This window comes from Leptospira sarikeiensis, from assembly GCF_004769615.1.
GTDB classification, from domain to species: domain Bacteria; phylum Spirochaetota; class Leptospiria; order Leptospirales; family Leptospiraceae; genus Leptospira_B; species Leptospira_B sarikeiensis.
In genome coordinates this window covers 24,623-49,262 of sequence record NZ_RQGF01000012.1, presented here as the reverse complement: position 1 = coordinate 49,262, position 24,640 = coordinate 24,623, and the positions used below count along the sequence as shown (strand labels likewise).

The window sequence follows — 24,640 nt, the reverse complement described above, 5'->3', positions numbered from 1 at the left end:
GTTAGTCGTTCCTTATCGTATCCACTGGATTTAGGCTCGCGGCCCATCTGGCAGGGAAATAACCTGCAATCCCCGAAAGGATCGTTGCCGCAGTAGTAACCATAAAAATGAAAGGTATGTTAATATCCACGGGCAGTTTATCGAAATAATAAATTCTTTTAGGCACTAATTCTACAGGAGTCCAATCAGATCCGGTAAAAGCAGGTCCAAACATATTTATGATCTCTTCTATATAACCTACGATACTATCCAATGAGTTTGCCAAAAAGATCCCAGTAACTCCACCGGTTAGAGAAGCTAAGATACCGACAAGCATCGCATTCAATGTAAAGATCAGAAGAATATCGGAAGCCGGCAAACCCAGCGCCTTAAGGACACCAATAGATTTACGTTTAGCCCGTACCAAAGAATAAACGGAAGCTACCATCCCGAGCGCAGCAAGAATAATAAATAAGAAAACGATGATAGAGATGATCGTCTTTTCCAATTGTAATGCTGCCAGAAGATTTTCCTGCTCTTCTGCGATCGTTCTTACGGAAAGAGAAGACGCGGATTCTATCTCCTGCTCGAATTCCAAACTATTGAAAAGTTTATATAATTTCCTTTTACTTATGCCCAAATCATCCAAAGATCTTGCCTTGATCGTGATCTGATTGACTGAATCCTTCATTTTGAAAAATTTTTGGGCAACAGGCAAGGACATATAAACGAAACTAGAATCGAACTTATAATTCCCTGTTTTAAAAAATCCGGAAACACGGAAGTTTTGTACACTAACCTCTACTCCCTTTCCTAAGGAAAATCTTCCTCCAGGAACTGCGAGAGTAAGTTGTTTGCCCAAGCTGAAATTATAAAGGTCTTCCATCTCCTTTCCAAGGATGATGTAACTCTCCCGATTCATGTTCCCTAATTCTTCTCGATCATAGTGGATCACTCTAGGAAAATTATGAAGTTTCTGTTGGATTAGGTCATCCACGCTCGGAATTGAAACCGCTTTGATCAGAACAGGATAAAAAACGTTATATCTCTGAATGAGCCCATGACTTTGGATCCCGGCCTCCACAGAGATAATCCGATCTTTAAGCTCCGGATCATTTTTTATATATTTGATGATCTTTTGATAATCTCGAATTTCCCCGCCATTAGAACTGCTTTCAATCGTAATATGTTCTCCTCCCTGCCATAAGGATTCCTTAAGTTGTCTTTGGAATCCGTTAAAGATAGAAAGAACTACGATGAGCAGGGCCACTCCGACTGCCATAACGATGAACGAAATCCGAGACTTAAGAGAAAGTAATCCGGTCACTCTGGACCCTCGGATATAACGGGAAGTGAGAAGTAGGATTAGGGGGGATCTATGAAAGAAGAAATTCATTAGTTCGGCGGTTGAAATTAAACAAATCCGCAAATTTCCTTAGTTTGACAATTATAAGATTCCGATGCAGGATGTCAAAAAAAAGTCGATACTGATTTGGCCTCGTTGTAGTATCGGTTTTTCATTCGAAATTTTATGCCATCCGAACAAGTATATTCCTTATTATTCCAGTCTAGGGACAGCACCTCCTCTCTTTACATCCTATTTGGAGGGATTGTAGATCCAGTCTCCAGTCGTATCGATCGATTCGAGGTAGTTGCAGTCGGAAATAGTGAATTGATCAATGTTCCGTTATCCGGAACAACTTTTAAAGACATCACGAACGTTTGCCAGAAGATCAAATACGAAGGTAAACAACTCAAAAACCTCACCAATAAACTTCAGGAATTATTCCAGAACAGCGGACGTTCCGATGATTTTATGGAACAGCTGATCCATTATATCAATAAACGTGAAGATGATAAGATCAAGTATCTGATCAACCAGATCGGAAATCAGGCAATGGGAAATTCCAAACCTGATATCAGCCTTTGGTATTCATTGATCGGTCGAGACAAAATAGACGAAGTCGGATCCGGTAAATCCTCTTTCGAAACTCTAGATCAGGAAGAAGAGCAACATGAATCAGTTCCGGATGAAGCTCCAATTATTCCGATCGGAACTCCTACCGGAATAGATGCATCCATCCCAGCGACAGCTTCTAGGGTACAATTCAAATTTATTCTTTCTCCAGTCTCTGGAATTCCGGTCAATCAACTCAAACCGGGAGATCAGATCGTGGTTCAATTAACAGGAAATGATCCTACAACAATGGGGATCATTGACTCGATGAAATTAAAGACCGAAGACGGAACGATCAAACCTATCCCTGCAACCGTTGTAGCTACGGAAAATAAGGGTGTGGAAAACGAAACTGTAGTCAAGATCGGCAATGACGTATTCGGAAAAATATACGAAGAAGAAAATTCAATCAAAGTTCGATTGTATACTGGAGAGAAACCGGTCGCTAAATCCAGCGTAAGCGCCGCTTCTTCCTCTAGCTCTTTAGAAGCTGGAGAATCGAGTCTACTCTTGACGGTCCTGATTGCATTAGGAGTCGTCGGGATCGGAATGATTGCGATCTTCGTATTCTTATTTTAGGATACGACGGGTAGATCGTACAAAACTTTTTGGATGAAGAGAATCCAGCTTTCGAAAATCATAGCCGTATCGGCGGACCTTAAGGTATGAAATCTCGCTTTAAACTGATACTCACTTATATAATCCCTTTTGTACTCTTATTAATCAGCGGGTTTCAGCTTTTTTTACAACCTACATTCTTAAACACAAATGACACTTCTACAATGGAAGCGTTATTGGACGGAACCGCAAGAGAACCGATCTCAGGATTTTATTTTCAAGGCGGCGCCATCTCTCAAATGATCCTTACGGAAAATATCCTGAAAGAGATCGAAGACCCAAGTTTACCGAGTGATTCTCAACCCGAAGATGTTAAAAATCGACTTGGAAGAGTGTTGCTTGGCCAGAGATTACAAATTTTCTTTTATATATTTTTAGCAGTTCTTTCTCTCACTTCATTCTTATCTATATATCTAAGAGCATTTTTTTACCCGTTCCTGAATCGGATCTTATATTTTTTCGGACTAATGCAAGGGCTTTCCAGTATTCCGAATATTGTATTAGCTGGAGCTAGCTCAGGTAGAACGGAAGATCTTTTTTGGCTTCTTCCTTCTCTTCTATTTGCTTTCGGATGGATAGCGATGATGGTCTATCTATTATTTACGATCGGAAACCTTTTCACTAAAGATGAAGCGGATCGTTTCTATACTCTCAAAAATTTGAGAGAGGATGACGCCGAATTCCGTGCTGAAAATAATAATCGTGGCTCTTTTGGGACTGCGATCTTACATTTTTTCGGGATCGTTGGATTAGGAACGATCATCGGAAATCTGATCTATATTCCGTTATTCGTTTTGCAAAAAAATTATCCGGAACCTTTCGGGATCTTACTTGTCGGAGCGGTCATCGTTATTTCAGGATTTTATATCCGAAATTATCTCAAATTCGGAAGAAGTTCGGAATTGGGAACCTATCAAAACTTAACTTTGGGGATCAGTTACTTGCAAGTTCGATTCATTCGGATCTCGCTTCTGATCGTTTTAGTCCTAATTTTGGTAGTGGTATTTATACTTTTTCTATTCAATTTACTGACGATCAACTTCGGAATTTTAGAATCCTTGTTTCCATCCATCGATAGTAGACAAAATCTCTAAAGCGTTTTTTCCGATCCAATAGCAGATTGTTACATGAGAAAAGGCTAATATAGAATAGTTCAGCTTATCGAGCACTCTCCTAAACGCTAAAAATATACCCAAGTGGACTACTAACAATGATAGAAGAAATCCTTCACCTGCGTAATGGGTAAGCGTTAGGAAGAAACTTAAGTAAATTGTAATTAGAAAAAAGCCCCAGGCGACAAACTTGTCTGCCCTTAAGTCTTTCAGGTTCACGGAAAAAACCTATCCGCAATGAGATTCTTTTTCCCGAACCTCGCATAATACTTTTCCCGTTGGAGAATAGATCGTCCTGGAAAGGAATTTACCGTTCTCGTCGAAAACTTCTACGGATTCAGTTTGGCGATTTGGGAAATAATAAAACCAAGTTCGGATCTTTCTTCCCTTAGAATAATAGCCGGAGTATTCCAATTCACCGTCTTTAAAAAACTTCTGCCAGAAATCGGATTTTTGTCCGTTCTTATAATTTCCCTTAATTTCTAGGTTTCCTTCCGGATAATATCTTTCGTAAGGACCTTCTTCATTCCCCTCATCACCGTTGATCTGAGCGAACTCATCTTTGGTCTGGCTTCCGAATCTTTGCTTGATATAAGGTTTTCCATTAGCGAAATACCAAACCCAATCTCCTATCTTAGAACCGTGCTCGTAATTGCCTTGAGAAGATATCCCTTCTTCGGACCTAAGGTAGGACTTACATTGTCCATGATAAAGTTTAGCTTCGTCCAACGGACATTCGAAATATAACTTTCCGTTATCGTAATATATTCTGGCAAGCCCTGGCTCATTCAAAATATATGCGTTCATATTCTTATCGAGTTTGGCGCCGGAAGGTAAACCGCTAGGTCTTTCTGCAGGTTCGCAATAAAATAAGAAAAAAGGAAGTAGAATGAATAGTCTGAAAAATTTCATCTAGTCGATGGTGAACTTTTTGAAAACGAGAACCTCTCCGTTCTCGTCCTTAATTTCAGCCTCGTAAGCACCTTCTTCATCGAAGAAAGAATCGTCATAATAGGTCTGGAATTTATCGAACCTGCGTTTGAATTCTTTCTCTTGCACGCTGATCTCTTCTTTTGCCTCGTCGACTTTGTAGATCGTCAACTTGATCTTATCAGGAGAGAACCAACCGCCTCGTTTATAATAAATGAAAAAATCCTGTCCATGAGTGAAGTGATATTCCTTTTCGGAAGACATTCCGGAAACTTTGTCCGGGGTCATTTTATCCACGTCCATATAGATCTCATGTTTAGAAGGCCAAATCCACCAAACAAAGATCAATACCAAGAAGACACCGAGAATGCGGATCCATTTTTTATTTCCGTTCGAATCGCGGAGTCCCGTCTGTGTGTATTCTTCTATCCTCATACCGTTGTTTACCTTGAAAATGGGCTCTTTTTTGGGCAATTGTTTTTCCCCGGTTTTTGGTAAACCTTCCGATCCTGGATCGATTCCATCCTTTTCGGAAATCTCCCGCTTGGGAGAATTTTCTGAAACTTCTACTTTTGGCCTTTCGACCTTAGGAGCTGACTCTCCCCCTAAAGTTTTTTTTACAGCAGCGCCTGCAGCTTTTTTCAGAAGATCTTTTTTATCCGCCAAGAGAGTAAACCTCTTCCGTAAATTGTTGGTATGATTTGGTCGTTTTGTTCTTCGGTTGGTATTCGTATAATGTTTGGTTCAGCAAATGAGCTTCTTCGACCGCTACGGAAGGAGGGATCTTGGAATCGAATAGACGAAGATGTTCCTCGATCATCGGGACTACAGTTTGAGACATGGTGGTCCTTTGTTGGAACAAGGTCAATAATGCCCCTAAAATTTTTAAGTCAGGATTGAATCTTTTTACTGTATGATTTTTTGCTTCTAGGATCGCTTCGATCCCATCCAAAGAAAATTTAGAAACCTGCAAAGGAACGATCAAACCTGAAGACGCTACAAATGCATTCATTGTTATTAAGGATAGACTAGGTGGGCAATCGATCACGACCCAATCGAATTCGGAACTACAAACTTCCAAGGCTTCTTTCAAAATAAAAAAACCGTCTATCTTTCCGGACAATAAAACATCCACCTGGGATAATTTGGAAGAACCGGGCAAAAGACTAAGACCCTCGATCCGAGTAGGAACCTTTAGATCCGAGATAGGGACCTTCTCACTAAAGAGTAAAAAGGAATCCTTACCTTCTACTACAAAAGTTTCCGGAAAAACGGAGCTCGCATTGTTCTGGGCATCCAAATCAATCAGAAGAACTCTTTCCCCTTTTCGAGCCAGACCGGAGGCGAGATGGACGGAAGTGGTGGTTTTACCCACTCCACCTTTTTGATTCGCTATACAAAGAGTTTGTTTCATTCAAAAATCCGTTGCCGGTACTGGTCCTCTTGGAAGAATAACTCCATAGGCCTCTAAAATTTCAAGGAGAAGGAAAAAAATCCGGATCTTTGGATCAGGTCAAGGAAGCAAAAATGCAATACGAAGTCATCATCGGTTTGGAAGTGCACGCACAGTTAAACACTGATTCCAAAGTTTTCTCCGATAGTCCTTCCAAATTCGGAGCAGCTCCCAATTCTCAGGTTTCCTCTGTATGCCTCGGACTCCCTGGGTCCTTGCCCGTTTTAAACGAAGACGCATTGACTAAGGCGATCATGGCAGGTCTTGCTTTCGGATCGGATATCACCCTTCATACTAAATTCGATCGTAAAAATTATTTTTATCCGGATCTTCCAAAAGGATACCAAATTTCCCAGTTCGACAGACCGATCTGTGCAGGCGGTAAGATCTCTTTCACAGTTAAGGGAGAAGATAAGCCTAGATTTGTAAATCTTACTCGTATCCATATAGAAGAAGATGCAGGAAAACTAATACACTCTGCGGACCCGAAAATCCCTCAGTCTTATGTAGATTTAAATCGTGCAGGAACTCCTCTGATCGAGATCGTATCCGAACCGGACATGAGATCTTCCGACGAAGCGTATTATTATCTTTTAGCTCTCAAATCTGTATTAAGATATATTAGAGTTTCCGATTGTAATATGGAAGAAGGTTCTCTTCGTTGTGATGCGAACGTTTCCATCCGTCCTGTAGGTTCAGACAAATTCGGAACAAGAGTGGAGATCAAAAACCTAAACTCCTTTAAAGCTGTAAAAGCAGCCATCGATTACGAAGTCGAATGGCAGAAGGATATGTATACCCAAGGAAAAACTTTTCCTCAACAGACTAAACTTTGGGACTCCGCATCCAATGTGACTCAAACAATGAGAACCAAAGAGATGAGCCATGATTATAGATACTTCCCGGATCCGGATCTTCCTCCAGTAATTCTTACTAAAGAAACTGTGGAATCGATTCGCAAGACACTTCCGGAACTTCCGGACGCGAGAAGGGATAGATTCGTAGAAAAGTTAGGACTTCCAAAATACGACGCGGAAGTTCTCACTGCAGAAAGAGAGATCGCGGATTATTATGAAAGCGCTCTTAAAGTTTCAGGAGACGCGAAAAAAACCTCCAACTGGGTCAAAGACGAAGTATTAGGAATTGTTAATAAAGAAAGTATTACTATCTCCGAATTTAAAGTAACTCCAGAAAGGATCGGTGGCCTTGTGAAACTGATCGCCGACGGAAAAATTTCTGGTAAGATCGGAAAAACAGTCTTTGAAGAAATGCTCAGCACGGACAAAGATCCGGAAACGATCGTAACCGAAAAAAATCTGATCGTAGTTCGAGACGATAAAGAGATCGAAAGGATTGTAGACGAGGCAATTGCCGCAAACGAAGACGCTGTTCAAAAATACAAATCCGGTAAGGACAGGGCTTTGGGAGCAATTGTTGGTTACGTAATGAAGGTCTCTAAAGGAAAAGCGGATCCGAATCTGGTAAATCAAATGTTACTGGATAAACTAGGACCTTTGCCTCCTAAGGGTTGATTAAATCGAGAGCCGGATCCATCAAACTTGATCCGGCAAACCTTTCACTCCAGCTGCACGTAAAGAATCCCGTATATTCCTTTTTGTAATCTTAGGGATAAGCTTACTATTACATAATTTTTTAAAAACTTCTGCAAGTTCAGGAAGAGGAAGAGAACCTTTTCGATTTAACTTGCCTAGTCTTTCTAATTCATTTAAATCGCGAGTAATCTCAAACGGTTTTTCGGTTAAATCAAGCAGACATTTTGAATCAAAACAAGTATGAGCAGGATTATTGGAAGGATCAAAAATATGAGTTATATGTTTATGACGACTTCCAGTATTTTCATAATGATGAAGCTGTGTAGTTGTTCTTAAGATATAAAATAATGAAACTTCTGAAAATAGTCCAGTTTTTCCGATATAAACAAACCATGCATTCTTGATGGAACCGTCATTATGGTTATCAAAATTTTCCCAAACAAAAACATCACCTATGGTAAGGGGCATTAGAGATTCCCTTAATGCCTTTATAAATAGCAAAATGTTCTTCCGCTAAAGACTTTTCCTTATTTATAAAGATATCTTCATCCATCATTTTTCTCATTCCGGCTTTTCCTCGGCTTGCCCATGCATTTTTCCAAGGAGGAAGTTCGTGAGTGGCATCTATTATCTTTTTATTATTCTTATAGTTTGTTGCAAATTCTTGGATTAATGAATCCATGATCTCTATCTCAAACTCGGAGAAGAAATCCATATCGTATTTATTTGCCTTTACTAATATCTTATCCCCTTGTCCATCCGAGCTATTATAAATCTCAAACTCTTCAGCATGCAACGCTTTCTCGTTCAAACCTACATAGATCTCTTCAGCAACAGGGCCATTTTCCATTGCAAGAAAATTTAATTCTAAAGGAGGTTCTCCAGACTCTAAAAGAACTTTATAATAGAATAATGCGATATACTTCAGAAGAGTTGTTTTGTATAGAGGCCCTTTAGCAACCTTTTCATGCTGATTCGCAAAATAAGCGATCGCATTCACTAACCTTTCATAAGAATATGCAAGTACAGTCATATATTATACCGGTATGTTCATTTTACCTTTTATTCATTACCGTACTACTATTTTCGGAAGAATCTATAAAAAAGCAAGGAAAAAATACTAAAAATATGTATAGTGAATCTATATTCCGTTTTGCACGCCTCGCTGGATTACTTCTCCTTGGGTGCCGCCCAATAATAATGTAAAAAGTCCTCGCTTAGCCTAAAGCCAAATCTTTCATATAAATGTCTCGCATGCCGATTGTCCGGATGAGTCTCTAAGCCCATCCCCTTGCCGCCATGTTCTATCACATTTTTCGCGGCTTCTTCTAAGATCTTTTTTGCAAAACCTTTTCTTCGTTCGGATTCTCTAATATAAAGATCATTTAAGATATAATCTCTCTTTAGAGAAAGAGAGGAGAATATTGGGTATAATTGTGCAAAGCCGAGTAGACCTGTATTGCCTTCGGCAACGATCAAAATGGAGTCCTTATGCAAAAGTCGATCTTCTAAAAATTTTTTAGCCCCTGCTAGATCAGAAGGAAGACCGTAAAATTTTCTATAAAGGTCGAATAATTCTGCAAGCTCTTCTAGGTCAGAGCGACTTGCGACTCTTAGAGTAATTAAATTTTCTTTTTGTGTCATTCGTTTAGAATGGAACAGAGATCATTTTCTCATTTTTTAGTCTATTTAGATTTTCTAAATTATCGTAGTTTCGATTTTCTTTCTTATACTTTCTTCATCTTTCGTTTATTTTTGAAATGATTTGTATTTCTAAAGTAGTAGGAACTACTACAAAGAGATCCGCTGTACGACCTTCTTCCCTTAATTGACCTAAAGCGATAAGGCCGTTGATTTTTTTAGATTTTTCCCATTCCGATTTCTCAAAGAAAGGCTTCCGAAAATCCTGGCATTTAGAAGCGGAATTCTTGGACCGGATTTTGAGATTTCCGAATCACTGACTTGACGGACTTAGGTCCCGCTTTCTATTATGTCCCTTGGTATGGAAGACTTCGCCCACCTTCATCTCCACACAACCTACTCTATGCTCGACGGGGCGATCCGTATCAAAGAGTTAATGCAACACGTAAAGGAACTCGGCATGAGTTCAGTTGCTATGACCGATCACGGGAACATGTTCGGCGCGATCGAATTCTATAACGAAGCGACCAAGGCGGGAGTAAAACCGATCATAGGTTGCGAGTTCTATGTTTCTCCAAACAGAAAAGCGGAGACGGAAGAATTTAAGATCGCAGACGGTAACGCATATCATCTTATCCTTCTCGCTAAAAACGAAGTAGGTTATAAAAATCTAATAAAGCTCGCAAGTAAATCTTATACCGAAGGTTTTTATAAAAAAGCGAGAATTGATTACGATCTTCTGGCCAGAAATAGCGAAGGACTAGTTTGTCTTACAGCTTGTCTTGCTGGAGAAGTGAATCGTAAAATTTTAGAAGGAAAAGCTCCCGAATCTTTCCAACTCGCAGGAAAACTAAACGAGATATTCAACAAGGAAGATTTCTATCTTGAGATCCAAAACCATGGGATCCCGGAACAGGATATAGTTGCAAAAGGTGTTTATGATCTCGCGCAAAAGACAGGGATCAAACTTGTAGTTACAAACGATTCTCACTTCCTAAAAAAAGACGATAAGGAAGCTCAGGACATTCTACTTCGGATCGGAATGAGAAAAACGATCGAAGACGAAATGGAGTTCGGATTCAACCAACATTTTTATGTGAAAAGTCCTGCAGAGATGAAGGCTCTATTCCCTGAACTTCCTCAAGCATATTATTCCACCCTAGAAATCAGAGATAAAATAGATCTAAAACTTAAATTCGGAAATTATCTTTTACCGGAATTTGTCGTTCCGGACGGTTTCGATGAATATGGATTTATGGAAAAATTGGTTTGGGAAGGGATTAAACAGCGTTATTCACAAGTAACTTCCGAGATCAAAGAAAGAGTAGAGTTCGAATTAAATACGATCAAGAGCATGCACTTCGCAGGTTACTTCTTAATCGTTCAAGATTATATCAACTACGCTAAAAAAACCGGGATTCCGGTAGGTCCAGGCCGAGGATCTGCTGCAGGTTCCATCGTAGCCTATGCACTCGGGATCACAAACGTAGAGCCGTTACAATTCAACTTACTCTTCGAAAGATTTTTAAATCCGGACAGAAAGGATATGCCGGATATTGATACAGACTTCTGCGTGGAACGTCGAGAAGAAGTGATCAACTATATTCGCCATAAGTATGGAGAAGATAGGGTCGGACAGATCATCACGTTCGGATCTCTTGGAGCTAAAGCTGCCTTAAAAGACGTCGCTCGAGTTATGAATCTTCCTTACGAAGAATCTAATAAACTCACAAGCTATTGTCCTAGTAAACCTGGTATAACAATCGACGAAGCGTTAGCAATGTCCGGCGACTTAAAACAAGCCAGTGAAAAAGATGATCTCAATAAAAAGATCTTCGCAATTGCTAAACGTTTAGAAGGAAACCATAGACAACCTGGAAGACATGCTGCCGGTGTAGTCATCTCCCCATTTCCTTTGGAAGAAGTTGTCCCTCTTTCCACAGTTGCGGAAAAGGAAAGACCTGGATCCCGCTCCATCGTTACTCAATACGAAAAAAATAATTTAGAATCCGTCGGCTTGATCAAGATGGATATCTTGGGTCTGAAAAACTTAACGACCTTAAACTATGCAATCAAACTTGTAAAACAGAGAAGAGGGATCGAATTAGATTTAGATAAAATTCCTCTAGATGATGCAAACACTTACGCATTACTTAGAAAAGCGAACACACTCGGGATCTTCCAGTTAGAATCCACCGGGATCACAGATCTTGTCGCGAGAAGTCAGGTCTCCAATTTCGACGAGATCGTAGCCTTGATCGCATTGTATCGCCCGGGTCCGATGGAATCAGGGATGTTAGAAGAATATTTGGAACGTAAGAGCGGCAAAAAGCCTGTCACGTATCCTCACGCTTCTACTGAAGTTATCTTAAAAGAAACATTCGGACTTACAGTTTACCAGGAACAGGTAATGAGTATCTCTCGCGTTGTTGGTGGATACACCATGGGCGAATCGGATATGCTCCGTAAGGCCATGGCCAAAAAGAAAAAAGAACTGATGGACCCTCTTCGTGTTAAATTTATCGAAGGTGCCCAAAAGCAAGGCCACGCGAAAAAATTCGCAGAAGAACTTTTTGATCAGTTGGAAAAATTCGGTGGTTACGGATTTAATAAATCCCACTCAGTCGCCTACGCGTTAGTTACCTACCAAACAGCCTACATGAAGGCGAATTATCAAACGGAATATATGGCCGCATTACTTGCAGGCGATCATTCCAAAACGACTGACATCGTAAAATATATCAATAACGCACGCGAAATGGGAATCAACGTGCTCACGCCGGATGTGAATGAATCCGACGTTTCCTTCTCCGTAATCGACGATCAAACGATCCGGTTCGGGATTTCCGCAATGAAAGGAGTGGGAGAAGGCGCTGCAGAAAATATTATCCAAGCTCGAAAAAATTTGGGCGGTTTCAAAGAGATCACGGAGTTCATGATCAATATCGACACAAGAGTATTGAACAAGAAGATCTTAGAAGCTTTAGTACAAGGTGGAGCGTTAGATTCTTTCGGATACACTAGAAAATGTTTATTCGAATCCATGGATAGTTTGGTTTCCTTTGCGCAAAAGGAACAAGAAAGATCCAAGGAAGGCCAATTCTCTCTATTCGGCGACAGTGGTCTTACATACGAATTAAAGCTTCCTAAAGACGCAGACGAATGGGAAATGGAAGACAGGCTCAAACGAGAAAAAGCTGTCACAGGCATATTCCTTTCGGGTCACCCTCTAGATAAATACAAAGGACATTTAAAAAGCCTAAATTCAGTTCCAATCGAAACCTTGGACAATATCAAGGCCGGAACAAAAGTAGAAGTCGCCGGAATTCTCACTTCCTTAAAGATCAAGTTCACTAAGAAAAAAGAAGAATTTGTGAACTTTAAATTAGAAGATCGGACCGGTGAGATAGAATGTGTCGCCTTCCCTAAAACATATCAAAAGTTCAAAGAGCTGATCAAAGAAGACCAAGCTGTATTCTTAAAAGGCGATCTAGATCGGATCGAAGCAGGAGAATCCGAGCTTAGAGGACAGATCAAAGTAAACAATTTCGAGATCCTAAACGAAGCAACGATCGAAGACAAAATGGAGAAGGCCCTTCATATTCGATTAGAAGATCGTCATAAAAAAATGCCAGATATCATCGGTCAGCTTCATACATTGCTAGCAGCTTATCAGGGCAATTCTCAAGTTTATTTCCACTTAATCTCCGGAGACGAAGAGAAAAAAGTGATCCGTGCTCATAATCATTATTCTGTACAACCAAATCCTGAGTTGATGAACCGATTAGTGAGTTTACTAGGGGACGGAACAGTATACGAGAGTTTCGGGGATAATCTTCGTCTGTACGGAACAAACGGATCAAAACAAGCAGTTAAGATCTAAGTTTTTAGTTACTTTCACACCTAAATAGATGTTAGAAACATCCCGCCTACTATTAAGAAAATGGAAACAGGAAGACTTGGAACCGTTTTCAAAAATGAATTCAAACCCACAAGTCATGCGGTTTTTCCCTAAACTTTTAAATCAGTCAGAAACCGGAAACTTGATTTCTAAGATGCAAGATCATTGGGAAAAATATGGATTTGGCCTATTCGCCTTAGAAGAAAAGTTTTCGGGAAATTTTATTGGATTTACCGGGTTGATGTATACTAACTTCAATTCGTTCTTTACTCCGGCTGTTGAGATCGGCTGGAGATTGGATCATACATTCTGGGGAAAGGGATTCGCAAAAGAAGCGGCTAGTGTGAGTTTAAAATTCGGCTTTGAAACTTTACATCTGAGAGAAATCGTTTCATTCACATCCAGGATCAACCATGCTTCCAGAGGAGTAATGGAAAGTGTCGGATTAAAATACTCGGGCGAATTCGAACATCCTAGAGTAAAATTAGGATCTTCTCTGCGAACTCATGTGTTATATAGAATCTCAATTTGAGAGCAGAACTGTTATCTAGGAATAGCTTCGAAACTTGCAGAAATTTTTCCGTTCCCGCTAGTATCTACTTTTAATTCCCCGCCTGACTGATTGAGTAAACCTCTTGAAAAACGGCTCCAATCCCCTTCGGCCAAGCTAGCTCCTTCTACTTGTAGTTCCAAAGTTTTTAGGCCTGTATTTCTAAAACTAATACGAAGATCTTCTACATGATTTGTAACAGATTCGGATGCCGCAGACACGATCTCTCCTAAAACCAAAAGAAGAAGATTCGCTTCCTTTACATCTAGCTGATAATGTTTTGCAACCGGATCCAAATTCGGCAACGCTTTGTATTTGGAAACGATCCGGTTTAGATAACTTTCCATCACTTCTCCAATAGAAACACTTTGTACATTTTCCGCATTCTGAGAGACTGTATGGACAGAAGCAAGAGCAACGATCCTTCTTTCTAAGATCTGTAACACATTCCTTGTTTCAAATGAATGTTCCGAGTCTTTCAAAAAAGAGACCATATCTAGGATCACTTGCATATTATTTTTGACCCTATGACTTAGTTCTTTGAGCAGAACGTCTTTATCTAAGATCAATTTATCCATATTCGCACCAATCAGGATCGCGAACAAAGTGAGCACACAAAGAGAAGCGATCGAATCAGTATAAACTTCTGTTCCGACAGTTCCGACTAATGCATTCGTTTTCCAAAATAATAATCCGAGACAATACAACATCGCAAGAACCGCCATCTTACGATTGAAGAAATACAATTGAAAAAAGACCAAAACAGGAAACCACACTGCCGCATTCTTAACACCGGGGCCATAAACTATCCCAAGGCCCAATGCGAGAAAAAACAGAAGAGAAGAAGTATAGACTGCTTCCTTATATCTAGACTTATACAATAAAAAAGCACATAGAATAGAAGCGATCCCGGCAACTGTATAACCAGGTCGAAACGTATGGTTTCCCATTAGAAATTCGAAACCTAAAATCCCGAAAGACATACAACCTACTACGATTGTGATCCCCAATAGATAATTTTTTCTATGTAATCCAGGAATATCTATGATCTCAAACATAAGAGGTACCCTATCTCAGACCAAACTAAGTCTGAATAAACTATAAGACGGTTGGCTTGTCCAATTCGCAACAAACGAATCATGCTCATATGAATTTTTGAAAAATTGAATATTCTAATTTTGAGAGAAAATTAAAGAAAACTAACGTTTTAAGAAAAGAACAGAGCCGACAATTCCATCGGCTCTAATATAAAATCTATTTAATTTGGAATAAAGTATTTGCTCCCGAACCCATATAGGTATCCGGATACTTACCGTCCCATTTTTTGATCCTTTCCATTTCTACCATCAATGGGGTCAACTGTTGACTTTTTAAACGTAGGGCCTCGGCTTCTGCTCTTGCTTCCGCTACTCTTTGCTCCGCCTCTACCTTCACCCTTTCCAATTCATTTTTTGCACGTAATGCGTCTTGTTCCGCCTTCTGTTTCAATTCGATGGAATCGGAGAATGTTTTGGAAAATTCGAAATCCTTCATAGACACTTCGTCTATCTGAATATAGAATTTGGTGAGTTTTGCTCTTAAGGAATCTTGGATCTGAGTGGCAACCTCATCCCTTTTAGTTACAAGTTCGGATGCAGTGAACTGGGCAGTAACATGTTTCATAGTTTCCAAGACTGCCGGTGCAACTATAGTATCTTCGTAAGACAATCCGATCTCTTGGTATAACTTATTCACACTCTGAGGGATCAAGTGATAGGTCAAAGTGATCTTTGTATGGATCTCTTGTAGATCTTTAGAAGGCGCACTTGAATTCACATCTGTCTTTTGTAATCTAACATCGATAGAATGGACAGATTGAGTAAAAGGAATGATCACATTCAAACCTTCTCCTAAAACTCGATCGGATACCGCTCCGAATGTGGTTACAACTCCTCGATGACCGGAGCTAATACATTTCAAAGGATTAGCTACTAAAAGAAATACGATCACAACTGCATATATAACTATCTTTTTCAAATTGAATTCCGAAAGTTTCGGAATACTAAGTTCGCTCATAGGACTCTCCTTTTGATTTTAAAATCGATATATGGATTTTTAGAAAGGGAATCTATTAGAGAACGATTGGACCGTTTCCACAATACTAATTTCACCTTTCCTTAAGAATAGGAGGGGAAATTGAATTCCGGACAATAGGCTGGAAAGAAATTAACGGATACGATTTACGTAGAAAGTAAAAGTTTTTTCGGTAAGATTTTGTCGAAAATCCCAGGCAAGAACTTTGATCGTATTCTCACCATTCCTAAAATCCAAATTACCTACAAGGTATTGATCTTTATAGTATAGATCCGTAAAAGGAAAACCTTCCTGGTTTTTCCATTCACCCTTTTCGTAATGTAAATTGGAGAAGCTTGCCTTCTTTAATAATTGGCCGTTCAAAGAGACTTGGATCTGAGAAACTCCTCTTCTTTGTCCGGATTTTTTTCCTGCGTCCTGAATCCCTACGGTAACTGGGAAAGATCTAGAAATATTAATATTGTCCCCGTCATTGACTTGGCTGTATTTATATTCGTCTTGATGGATGAGAAGATTTCCGATCACAGGTGGAGTTTCGTCTTCTACTTCAGGAAGAACTCTCATAGGATCCTGGATCGTTTTTCCAAAGTCCTTTAGTAAAACGAAATGTAGGTGAGCTCCGCTTGAGTGACCCGTATTTCCTGTGTAGGCAATTTTTTCACCTGCGCCTATTAGGCGTTCGTCGAGTAAACCAGGCAGACGACCGTCTTTTAAATGGTAGTAGGAAGAATACGTCCCATTTCCGTGGTCCAACCAAACGGAATTTCCTGTCCCGAATTCTTCTCCAAATGGGTCGTCCTCACCAAACCGTGAATAAAGGATTTTACCTTCTGCCATTGCCAAAACAGGTTCTCCGGTAGACGCTATGTCCATTCCGTTATGAAAATGGTCCCCCCGGGATTCCCCGAATACGGAGGTGACTTTATTCTCGATTCCGTCCGTTTTCACCGGGAAAAGAAAATTTATTACTTTATCGTTTTGTGCAAAGGTGCTTAGATGGAACGCGGCCAAGATAATTCCGAGGGATATACTACGTCTCATATCGTTGGCTCTCAGGTGCAAGGTTACATAAAGAATGAATTTGTCAAAGGATAAAACCCTCGACCTAGTTACCCGATGTGGGGAAGGAGACGAGGCTGCCCTCAAGTTATTCTTCGAGTCTTATTCCGAAGATATTTACAATTTTCCAATGAAGATTTTCCACCTAAGCGAGGACGACGCAGGGGATTTCTTTTTATACGCCTTCGAAAGATTGAAAACCGGAGCACGATTCTCCAGCTTCAAAGGTAAATCAAGTTTTAGAACATGGTTCTATTCCGTTCTACGTAATATGCTCATCGATTGGCAAAGGACCAAACGAGAGCTTAAGATGACAAATCTTGGAAAGATCAACAAAGAAGGAAAAGAATACGCTACGATCGAAGACGAGCCCGATCTTCGTCCGGATCTGGTAGAAGAAGCGCAAGAGTTGACCAAACATTTCCACCAAGTTCTGGGAGAGATTGGGGTAGAAAAACGGGTCATTTTCAAACTTTCTTATATATACTACTTAAACCTGGATGAAGAAGAGATCCAATTCCTGATTGAAAAAACGAATCTGGGTGTGGAAGAGATCAAAAAGAAAATTCTAGGGCTTCGTTCCGAACTTTCCAAAAGAGAAGAAGAAAATATCAGAATGGAAGACAAAATTACGTCTCTATATCTGAACATACTAGAGCTGAAAGAAAAACAAACGGCCACAGTAAAGAAGGCACCATTACTCCCTCAAGAGATAGATAAAACTTCCCAAGCGTTAAAGAAGAAATACGAGCAGCGGAAAAAACTTTTAGAAAAGCGTAAAAAAGGCCATTTCCTGGCAAGAACACCCTATAGAGAGGTAGCCGACCTTTTAGGGATCACAGAGGGGAATGTGAGCGTAACATTACTACGACTGATCGAAAAAATACAAAAAAAACTCAAATTTTCCGAATTGTCCGAGTAGAAAGAATCGTCATAAAACCTATTGGAGAGTCGCACTCAAATGGAATCCAACCGTGAAAACTCGGTGCCAGAAATCATCCAGTCCCTTTTCGAAGGAAAACCGGACGTATTATCAAAACTGGAAAAAGACGCCGAACTACAAAACGAACTCATCAGAATGGAAGAAGCACTCCAGGCTAGCCTAAAAACTGCCGGCGAGTCCTACTTCGATTCCGCAGCACGTTCACATTCTTTCCAATCCTTTCAAGAGGATCTGGATCTGAATAAGGCCGAACTAAACGAAGGCTGGCAGGCAAAACCATTCCCTGAATATCTGAAAAGATATGTGGAGATGGAATTAGCCCGTAAGGCACAAGGAAAAGAATCCATCGTCGTTAAATTAGGAAAATCCGGAGCACAACTCTTCGGAAGCCTGATCGAAACGCTTCAAATCAATACTCGAGTAGATTACGCACCTGCTATGCGTTCCGCAGTAGCAAAATCGCCTTCTGCTTCCGAGTTTATCGTTTTTGAAGAAAAAATGGATAAGGACTGCAAGTTCACTTACCAAGTTGTTCAAGAAACCGAAGAAACTGCTTACTTAAGTGTCAAAATCGAATGTCCAAGACCGGAAGATTTCCAAAGGGTAAATCTTTCTAAGGACGGAAGATTCATTCTTTCCAACCAATTCAATTCCGAAGGGATCACAAATTTCTCCGGACTGAGAGAAGGAAAGTACACAGTAGAGTTTCAGGGAAAAGACTTGTCTAAATCAATAGATCTCTTTATCCTTTTGGATTAAGAGCGCTTCTACAATTCCCTCCCCGGATATTTATGTCTCGGCTCGAGGGAATCGTTTTAGGCGCAGTTTTTAGATCCAATGCTGAACCTAATCATAGACAGAGTCGGTGCTGTTAACGTTTTTAATATTCTAGATAGCTCGGGTAGCGGGTCCGAATCACATCTTCAGTCCACAATGGACGAGGATCTGATCCTAGAGTATATTAAAGAAATCGAAAACTTAGTACGGGTTTCCGTAGCGATTCACCAGAAATCCGTACAAAAGCCAACTCTCGAAACAGATATCCTTCATGATCTTAAGATCCTGGGCGAAACATTCTACGATCAATTCTTCCCCTCAGCCATCCAGGAAAAACTCAGGCTTACTACCGAGAAATTTCTTCATTTTAATATAGACCCGAAACTAGGAGTTATCCCGTGGGAACTCCTACACGACGGCACTTGTTTTCTTTCGGATAAATTTTATATAGGAAAAACAGTAAGGGGAGAAGCGAACAGCAGTGCATTCAAAGAAAAAGAAAAACTTAGAATGCTTATCATCGCTGACCCAACAGAAGATCTGGAATGGGCCCAAAAAGAGGGAGAGCAGCTCTTTAGAGTTTTAAGTGAGAAGGTCCCAAGTTCTAGATTAGAGATCGAATTCATAGGCGGACGCCAAGTTACTAAATTAAAACTTCTTTCTTTGATCAAAGGAAAGAACATCATCCATTATTCGGGACATCTCTACTTCTCCGATGATCCGTTAGAAAACGGATGGTTGATCTCGGAAGGAAAGATCCTAAAAGCCAGAGAGATCAAGAACTCAGGCTTCAACACCGACATGGTGTTTTCCAACTCCTGCCAATCCAACAAGAGCACTACTAGAAATCTGAATTCGGATCTGATGAATAATTTCGCAGGATCCTTTTTGATGTCCGGGATCAAAAGTTTTATCGGAACAAATTGGGAGATCGCGGATAACCAGAATACGATCGATTTCACGATCCAATTCTATACGAACTTATTTGCAGACAGAAGTATCGGTGAATCACTCTATCTTGCAAAAGAACATGCTAGAAGAAATTACGATCCGAGCGATCTTACTTGGACTAATTATAGCCTTCATGGCCAACCGGTGATCCGAGTCGTATCGGATCCTACAAAAGGAAAACCGGTACATAAGATCGTTAATCCTTCTCTTATTTTTAAATTTTATCCGAATCCGATCGCCGCGTCTTATTATAGATTCACTGAAAGACAAAAAGAAGAATCTCTCAATTCCTATCAATTGATGGAATGTCTGATCTTTGCTTTCGAGGAATTTTCTAAAGTGATCGGTGGGATCTTATTCAGCGACCATCAGAATCATTCTTTGGGAAAATATATCCCGAATAATCCGGACGATGCTTATAATACGGAGAGATGGTGGGAGTTGATCTTCCAATGCCTTCATGATTTCCGGAAATTAGAGATCACCCCCGTGATTACTGAATTGCCTGAGATCTTATTTGCGAACAAGGATACGATATCTAAAATGATCAATTGGATAGATCTGTATTCAAAAGGCCATATCCAACCTGAATCCGCAGACGGTTATCTGATCACCTTCCAATATTATTTTGAAAACCTTCTAACGGAATTAGAAGAATTGGAAAGGATCAGTATATTCTTAGTTTCTACAAATTCTAATAATCATCTATTCTTCCGTGGATTAAAACCGGAATCTTCTCTTGTTGCGGCTCCGATGATCAAACAAGATTTTATCGGAGAGCAAATCGAAAAGTATAGAGGCAAGGTAATTGTCTTCCACGAAGACAGATTGCAGATCTTCCCTTTAAACTGCAATATTGTAGAGAATCCGGAAACGAAAGAATTAGAACTCGCGTTTTTAGGATTCCTTCCTTCTAAACCTGGAAATCTACCTCAAGTCGGTCTGTAGTGGGTCTTTGCCAACCTTCCGCAGATGTTCCGTTTTCCTGCGGAGCCTGTTGTGGATTATTCAATTTAGAATTAAAACCGGAACAGTTCAGAGCTCTACTGAAAGAAAGAACCGAAACTTTCCAAGAGTCCGTCGACTTTGCAAAACCTTATACAATGGCCGAATTCAGAAAGGTCAGAGAAGACGCGGAAAAAAACTTCATTAAAAAAGATCCACTTACATACAATTGCCCGTTTTTAGGAATGCTTACGGAAGAAGTAAAAGAGCCTTCTTCCGAGATCAAAGTTAGAAGTAGGATCGGATGTATGATCCATCCGGTGTATTCGGGAGATTCTCGTAGTCAAAATTATTCCTTTTACGGTGCTTCTATCTGTCAGGCATATGATTGTAGGAACAAAGAAAGGAATTTTGCGGAAGAATGGGAGAATGTTTTCTCTGAATTTGCGGATGACTCTTTTTCCTATTCTTCACTCGCTTCAGATTATAGGACCATCGATCTATTAGAAGGGTATCTTACGGAAAAAGGGATCCCGAGTTCGGACTGGTTCGGAAAGGAAAAAGAAACAATTCTGAAATTCCTAAAGATCAAATTCGATCAGGGAATTTCTCTTTGGAATACTTCCTTCGAATTGGATATGGAAAGCCCTCCGCCGATCTCTTATAAAGAAAGATTAGCGAAATGGTTGGGCCTGGAATCGTATGATCCCAGGCTTTGAAGTTTTAAAATTTACTAAGATAGTTTTAGGAAGGAATAAACGAAGGAAGATTCTCAGCCGGCGCCGTTAGAATTTTTTTTACCGAATTCTTTTTTAGCTTCTTCCACTTTATTATTCACCTGACCGGCAAGTCCTTCAACAGAGCGTAACGCGTCTTCGATATACTTTCTGAGGTTATTAGCGACTTCGCTTTGGTCCTGGGAACCCTTTGCAGAAAGTTCCTTAAATTCTTTTTCCACTTTTAGAAGAATACTGTCCGCTTGCTCTCTTAAAGTTTTTGCAGCTCCGATCGCAAAATTCAGCGCTTCTTTGATTTCCTTTTCCATGCTTCTCGATCCCTATTTATAGTATGATGATTATGCGGCGCACAAAGATTTGTCAAGAACTTCCCCCTTGTGAAGGCATAAAAAAGGAGTAAGGGGAAATCCCACTTACTCCTTTTGAGAGAAATTCGACTGATTCGCTTAATTAACCGATTTGAGGTCCGAAAGCAGTGAAGTCGAAATCTTTGGAACCTTCGACATATTTTTTGAAGTTCTCAATAAACATGCCTGCAAGTTTTTTAGAGGACTCATCGTAAGCAGCCTTATCAGTCCAAGCTTCGCGAGGATCCAGAATGGAGCTATCCACACCTTCTACAGTTTTAGGGTATTCCACTTGGAAAATCGGGTGCTTCACGAATTCAGCCTTATCGATGTTTCCGTTCATGATCTCGTCGATAATCTTACGAGTCGCAGGAAGATTCATCCTCTTACCTGTTCCGTAAGCTCCACCAACAAGTCCTGTATTCATCATATATGCGCGAACATTATGTTTACGCATCTTTTCACCTAATAACTGTGCATAAACAGTTGGGTGAAGAGTCATGAATGCAGCTCCGAAACAAGCGGAGAAAGTAGCGGTAGGTTCTTTAACACCTCTTTCAGTTCCTGCAACTTTCGCAGTGTAACCGGAAAGGAAGTGATACATCGCTTGTTCGATTGACAGACGAGAAACTGGAGGAAGAACTCCGAATGCATCGTAAGTCAAGAAGATGATCACTTTAGGGTGGCCACCTTTGGAAGGAACTTGGATGTTTTTGATATGATAGATCGGGTAGGAAACTCTTGTGTTTTCGGTTTTAGCAGCGGAAGTATAATCTACAACTTTCGTTTTTTCGTCGTAAACTACGTTCTCTAAAAGAGCATCTCTTTTGATCGCTTCGAAAATTTCAGGCTCTGTCTTAGGATCTAAGTTGATTACTTTCGCGTAACAACCGCCTTCGATATTGAAAATTCCGTTATCGTCCCAACCGTGCTCATCGTCTCCGATCAGTTTTCTGTTCGGGTCGGTAGAAAGAGTCGTTTTACCGGTTCCTGAAAGTCCGAAGAAAAGAGCAGTGTCTCCGTCTTTGTTTCCGATATTTGCGGAACAATGCATAGAAACGATTCCCTGTAATGGCAACTTGTAGTTCATTACTGAGAAAATTCCCTTCTTCATCTCTCCGCCGTATTCGGTCCCGCCGATGATGCAGAGTTTTTTTGCAAGGTTGAAGATCACGAATACTTCCGAGTTCAGGCCATGCTCTTTGTATTTCTCGTTCTTCACTCCACAAGCGTTGATGATAGTGAATTCAGGAAGAAGATTTGCCAACTCTTCCTTGCTAGGGCGAAGGAACATGTTGGTACAGAAATGGTGCTGCCATGCTTTTTCGGAAACTACACGAAGGCCAATTCTGGTCTCAGGGTTTGCTCCTGCGTATCCGTCGAATACGTAGAGTTTTTTTCCGCTCAAGTAATTTACACATTTTTGATAAAGCTCTTCGAATACCGCTTCGGAAGCTTTAAAGTTGATATGAGACCACCAGATGTTCTTGTTGGAAGAAGGTTCGTCTACGAAGTATTTATCCTTCGGAGAACGTCCGGTGAAAATACCGGTATCCACCATCATGGTTCCGTTAGAGGAAAGAACGGTTTCCCCGTTATTCTTTTCGTGTTCGAAAATTTCGTCGTATGAAAGGTTATGGAAGACTTCGGAGGGCTCTATACCGAGCTCCTTCAGTCCCTTCACTTGCGCTTGGGCCTGCATTTGGCTCTCCTTATTGAGATCGTATTTCAATTTTTTTTTGGTTCCGGATACCGTCAATTCGGAACCGGGTCGAATATAGATGCAAATCTTAAATCCAGACCCGGATTCTGTCTCTTAAGAACCAGGTTATTGCTGCTGTTGCTGCTGATCTTGGAAGTCCTTACGGTTTCCAAAATCATCCCCTCTATTCTCGTTTTTATCGCCTCTATCTTGATAGTTTCCGCGATTTTGATTTTTGTTTTGGTAATCTTTACGATTTCCTCTTTCCTCGCCGCCTCGGTCCTGACGATCGTATCTGTTTCCACGATCTTCTCCACCGCGATCGCCTTTTCCGCGATTCTCTTTTTCTGGGGCTCTATCGCCCTTATCAAAACTTCCGCCTCCACCGTTGCCGTTAGCTTTGGTGAAGATCATTTTTCCGGCTGCAGTTTGGATGATAGAAGTTACGGTAACCTTCACTTCTTTTCCAACTAGATGGCCTCCGTTCTCGATCACAACCATGGTTCCGTCTTCTAAATAACCGATACCTTGGTTCTCGTCTTTGCCTTCTTTGATGACTTGGATCGCAAGTTCTTCGCCAGGAAGAACAACTGGTTTAAGTGCGTTCGCTAATGTGTTTAAGTTCAGGACTTTTACACCTTGGAGTTCTGCAACCTTGTTCAAGTTGAAGTCGTTAGTCACGATCTTTCCACCGGTATCACGAGCGAGTTTGATCAACTTAGCATCCACTTCACGAGTGTCGGAATAATCCTTATAAGTGATCTTAACTTCGATGGAACCTTTTCTCTGGAGTTTATTCAACATCTCCAGACCGCGACGTCCTCTTGCTCTTTTGATCGGATCGGAAGAATCGCTGATCAACTGGATCTCTCTCAACACGAAGTTCGGGAGAATCAGAGGACCATCGATAAAATGTGTATCAGCAATATCTAATATTCTTCCGTCGATAACAACTGAAGTGTCTAGGATCTTGTCCCTGACTTCTTCTTTTCCGATAGAGGCAACTCCGAATGGATCCACTAGAGAAGTAGATCCTCCACCGCCGCCTCCGAATACGGAAAGGCCCGGTTCTTTTGCGAAAGATTTTCCAGCTCTAGCACCGAATAGACCTAAGATAAGGTACAATGCTAAATTCAATTCCTCGAAACGAATGATAGTACCGATAAACCATGCTAGGGCGAATCCTAATAACGCACCCACACCTACACAAAAAATTACGTCACCGCGAAGTTTTGGAAATAGTTTAGTTTCACCGAACAAAAGTACGAGAGAAATTACGAGTACAAGCCCTGCACTGGAGCCTGAGAATACAAACTCTTGAGTTTGTTTTTGCGTTACAAAGAACGACACTAAGGAGAGTAGGACGGCCGTTAGACCTTTATAAAAATACGCCATAACTCAAATCCTTTTAA

The 24,640-nt window shown here is 40.5% G+C and carries 22 protein-coding genes; 9 read left to right on the top strand and 13 right to left on the bottom strand.

The window, feature by feature from the left end; all coding sequences use genetic code 11:
• Nucleotide 1: 1 nt before the first annotated feature.
• Nucleotides 2–1,375 (bottom strand): ABC transporter permease, encoded by a 1,374-nt coding sequence (locus EHQ64_RS04580; RefSeq protein ID WP_135648334.1) that lies wholly within the window; start codon nt 1,373–1,375, stop codon nt 2–4.
• 135 nt (nt 1,376–1,510) lie between these two features.
• Here EHQ64_RS04580 and EHQ64_RS04575 point away from each other — a divergent pair, with 135 nt between their 5' ends.
• Together EHQ64_RS04575 and EHQ64_RS04570 are read left to right on the top strand one after the other, a co-directional pair.
• Nucleotides 1,511–2,515, top strand: coding sequence for a hypothetical protein (locus EHQ64_RS04575; RefSeq protein WP_135648333.1), 1,005 nt, complete (start codon nt 1,511–1,513; stop codon nt 2,513–2,515).
• 86 nt (nt 2,516–2,601) lie between these two features.
• Complete coding sequence (locus EHQ64_RS04570; protein ID WP_135648332.1) at nt 2,602–3,648, top strand: LIC_10230 family protein; 1,047 nt, start codon at nt 2,602–2,604, stop codon at nt 3,646–3,648.
• A 246-nt stretch (nt 3,649–3,894) separates the two neighbouring features.
• Here the strand turns inward: EHQ64_RS04570 and EHQ64_RS04560 are convergent, their stop codons facing one another.
• Genes EHQ64_RS04560 through EHQ64_RS04550 form a run of 3 tightly spaced genes read right to left on the bottom strand, consistent with a single transcriptional unit; the run spans nt 3,895 to nt 6,010 of the window.
• A complete protein-coding gene (locus EHQ64_RS04560; RefSeq protein ID WP_135648330.1) occupies nt 3,895–4,578 on the bottom strand; it encodes a toxin-antitoxin system YwqK family antitoxin in 684 nt (227 codons plus the stop codon).
• Complete coding sequence (locus EHQ64_RS04555; protein ID WP_135648329.1) at nt 4,579–5,262, bottom strand: hypothetical protein; 684 nt, start codon at nt 5,260–5,262, stop codon at nt 4,579–4,581.
• A complete protein-coding gene (locus tag EHQ64_RS04550; RefSeq protein ID WP_135648328.1) occupies nt 5,252–6,010 on the bottom strand; it encodes a ParA family protein in 759 nt (252 codons plus the stop codon). The genes EHQ64_RS04555 and EHQ64_RS04550 overlap by 11 nt, the downstream gene beginning before the upstream one ends.
• Nucleotides 6,011–6,123: 113 nt before the next feature.
• Between EHQ64_RS04550 and gatB the strand changes: the two genes are divergently transcribed.
• A complete protein-coding gene (gene gatB, locus EHQ64_RS04545; protein WP_135648327.1) occupies nt 6,124–7,581 on the top strand; it encodes an Asp-tRNA(Asn)/Glu-tRNA(Gln) amidotransferase subunit GatB in 1,458 nt (485 codons plus the stop codon).
• A gap of 21 nt (nt 7,582–7,602) precedes the next feature.
• Here the strand turns inward: gatB and EHQ64_RS04540 are convergent, their stop codons facing one another.
• The 3 genes from EHQ64_RS04540 to EHQ64_RS04530 form a co-directional block, all read right to left on the bottom strand.
• Nucleotides 7,603–8,070 (bottom strand): hypothetical protein, encoded by a 468-nt coding sequence (locus EHQ64_RS04540; RefSeq protein WP_135648326.1) that lies wholly within the window; start codon nt 8,068–8,070, stop codon nt 7,603–7,605.
• Nucleotides 8,051–8,635, bottom strand: coding sequence for a type II toxin-antitoxin system antitoxin SocA domain-containing protein (locus EHQ64_RS04535; protein WP_135648325.1), 585 nt, complete (start codon nt 8,633–8,635; stop codon nt 8,051–8,053). Before EHQ64_RS04535 ends, EHQ64_RS04540 begins: the two co-directional genes overlap by 20 nt.
• Nucleotides 8,636–8,772: 137 nt before the next feature.
• The gene (locus EHQ64_RS04530; protein ID WP_135648324.1) at nt 8,773–9,246 is read right to left on the bottom strand and encodes a GNAT family N-acetyltransferase; all 474 of its coding nucleotides are present in this window, start codon (nt 9,244–9,246) and stop codon (nt 8,773–8,775) included.
• Between the two features lie 358 nt (nt 9,247–9,604).
• Between EHQ64_RS04530 and dnaE the strand changes: the two genes are divergently transcribed.
• On the top strand, nt 9,605–13,126 hold the full coding sequence (gene dnaE / locus EHQ64_RS04525; RefSeq protein WP_210410819.1) for a DNA polymerase III subunit alpha: 3,522 nt from the start codon (nt 9,605–9,607) through the stop codon (nt 13,124–13,126).
• 28 nt (nt 13,127–13,154) lie between these two features.
• A complete protein-coding gene (locus tag EHQ64_RS04520; protein WP_135648322.1) occupies nt 13,155–13,676 on the top strand; it encodes a GNAT family N-acetyltransferase in 522 nt (173 codons plus the stop codon).
• A gap of 11 nt (nt 13,677–13,687) precedes the next feature.
• Here the strand turns inward: EHQ64_RS04520 and EHQ64_RS04515 are convergent, their stop codons facing one another.
• The 3 genes from EHQ64_RS04515 to EHQ64_RS04505 form a co-directional block, all read right to left on the bottom strand.
• Nucleotides 13,688–14,752, bottom strand: a complete 1,065-nt coding sequence (locus EHQ64_RS04515) for a histidine kinase dimerization/phosphoacceptor domain -containing protein (protein ID WP_135648321.1) — start codon at nt 14,750–14,752, stop codon at nt 13,688–13,690.
• A 196-nt stretch (nt 14,753–14,948) separates the two neighbouring features.
• The gene (locus EHQ64_RS04510; RefSeq protein WP_135648320.1) at nt 14,949–15,749 is read right to left on the bottom strand and encodes a prohibitin family protein; all 801 of its coding nucleotides are present in this window, start codon (nt 15,747–15,749) and stop codon (nt 14,949–14,951) included.
• 150 nt (nt 15,750–15,899) lie between these two features.
• Nucleotides 15,900–16,808: a M23 family metallopeptidase gene (locus EHQ64_RS04505; protein WP_167882353.1), complete on the bottom strand. Its 909-nt coding sequence runs from the start codon at nt 16,806–16,808 to the stop codon at nt 15,900–15,902.
• A gap of 34 nt (nt 16,809–16,842) precedes the next feature.
• Here EHQ64_RS04505 and EHQ64_RS04500 point away from each other — a divergent pair, with 34 nt between their 5' ends.
• From EHQ64_RS04500 to EHQ64_RS04485, 4 genes are all read left to right on the top strand, one after another.
• On the top strand, nt 16,843–17,748 hold the full coding sequence (locus EHQ64_RS04500) for a sigma-70 family RNA polymerase sigma factor (RefSeq protein WP_135648318.1): 906 nt from the start codon (nt 16,843–16,845) through the stop codon (nt 17,746–17,748).
• 39 nt (nt 17,749–17,787) lie between these two features.
• Nucleotides 17,788–18,528, top strand: coding sequence for a hypothetical protein (locus tag EHQ64_RS04495; RefSeq protein ID WP_135648317.1), 741 nt, complete (start codon nt 17,788–17,790; stop codon nt 18,526–18,528).
• A 78-nt stretch (nt 18,529–18,606) separates the two neighbouring features.
• Entirely contained in the window at nt 18,607–20,445 is a 1,839-nt protein-coding gene (locus tag EHQ64_RS04490; RefSeq protein WP_135648316.1) for a CHAT domain-containing protein, read from the top strand.
• Nucleotides 20,445–21,161, top strand: a complete 717-nt coding sequence (locus EHQ64_RS04485) for a hypothetical protein (RefSeq protein WP_135648315.1) — start codon at nt 20,445–20,447, stop codon at nt 21,159–21,161. The genes EHQ64_RS04490 and EHQ64_RS04485 overlap by 1 nt, the downstream gene beginning before the upstream one ends.
• A gap of 53 nt (nt 21,162–21,214) precedes the next feature.
• Here the strand turns inward: EHQ64_RS04485 and EHQ64_RS04480 are convergent, their stop codons facing one another.
• The 3 genes from EHQ64_RS04480 to EHQ64_RS04470 form a co-directional block, all read right to left on the bottom strand.
• Nucleotides 21,215–21,487: a phasin-related domain-containing protein gene (locus tag EHQ64_RS04480; RefSeq protein WP_135648314.1), complete on the bottom strand. Its 273-nt coding sequence runs from the start codon at nt 21,485–21,487 to the stop codon at nt 21,215–21,217.
• Between the two features lie 142 nt (nt 21,488–21,629).
• Complete coding sequence (pckA, locus tag EHQ64_RS04475) at nt 21,630–23,228, bottom strand: phosphoenolpyruvate carboxykinase (ATP) (RefSeq protein ID WP_135648313.1); 1,599 nt, start codon at nt 23,226–23,228, stop codon at nt 21,630–21,632.
• A gap of 126 nt (nt 23,229–23,354) precedes the next feature.
• Nucleotides 23,355–24,623 (bottom strand): PIN/TRAM domain-containing protein, encoded by a 1,269-nt coding sequence (locus EHQ64_RS04470; RefSeq protein WP_135648312.1) that lies wholly within the window; start codon nt 24,621–24,623, stop codon nt 23,355–23,357.
• Nucleotides 24,624–24,640 lie beyond the last annotated feature (17 nt).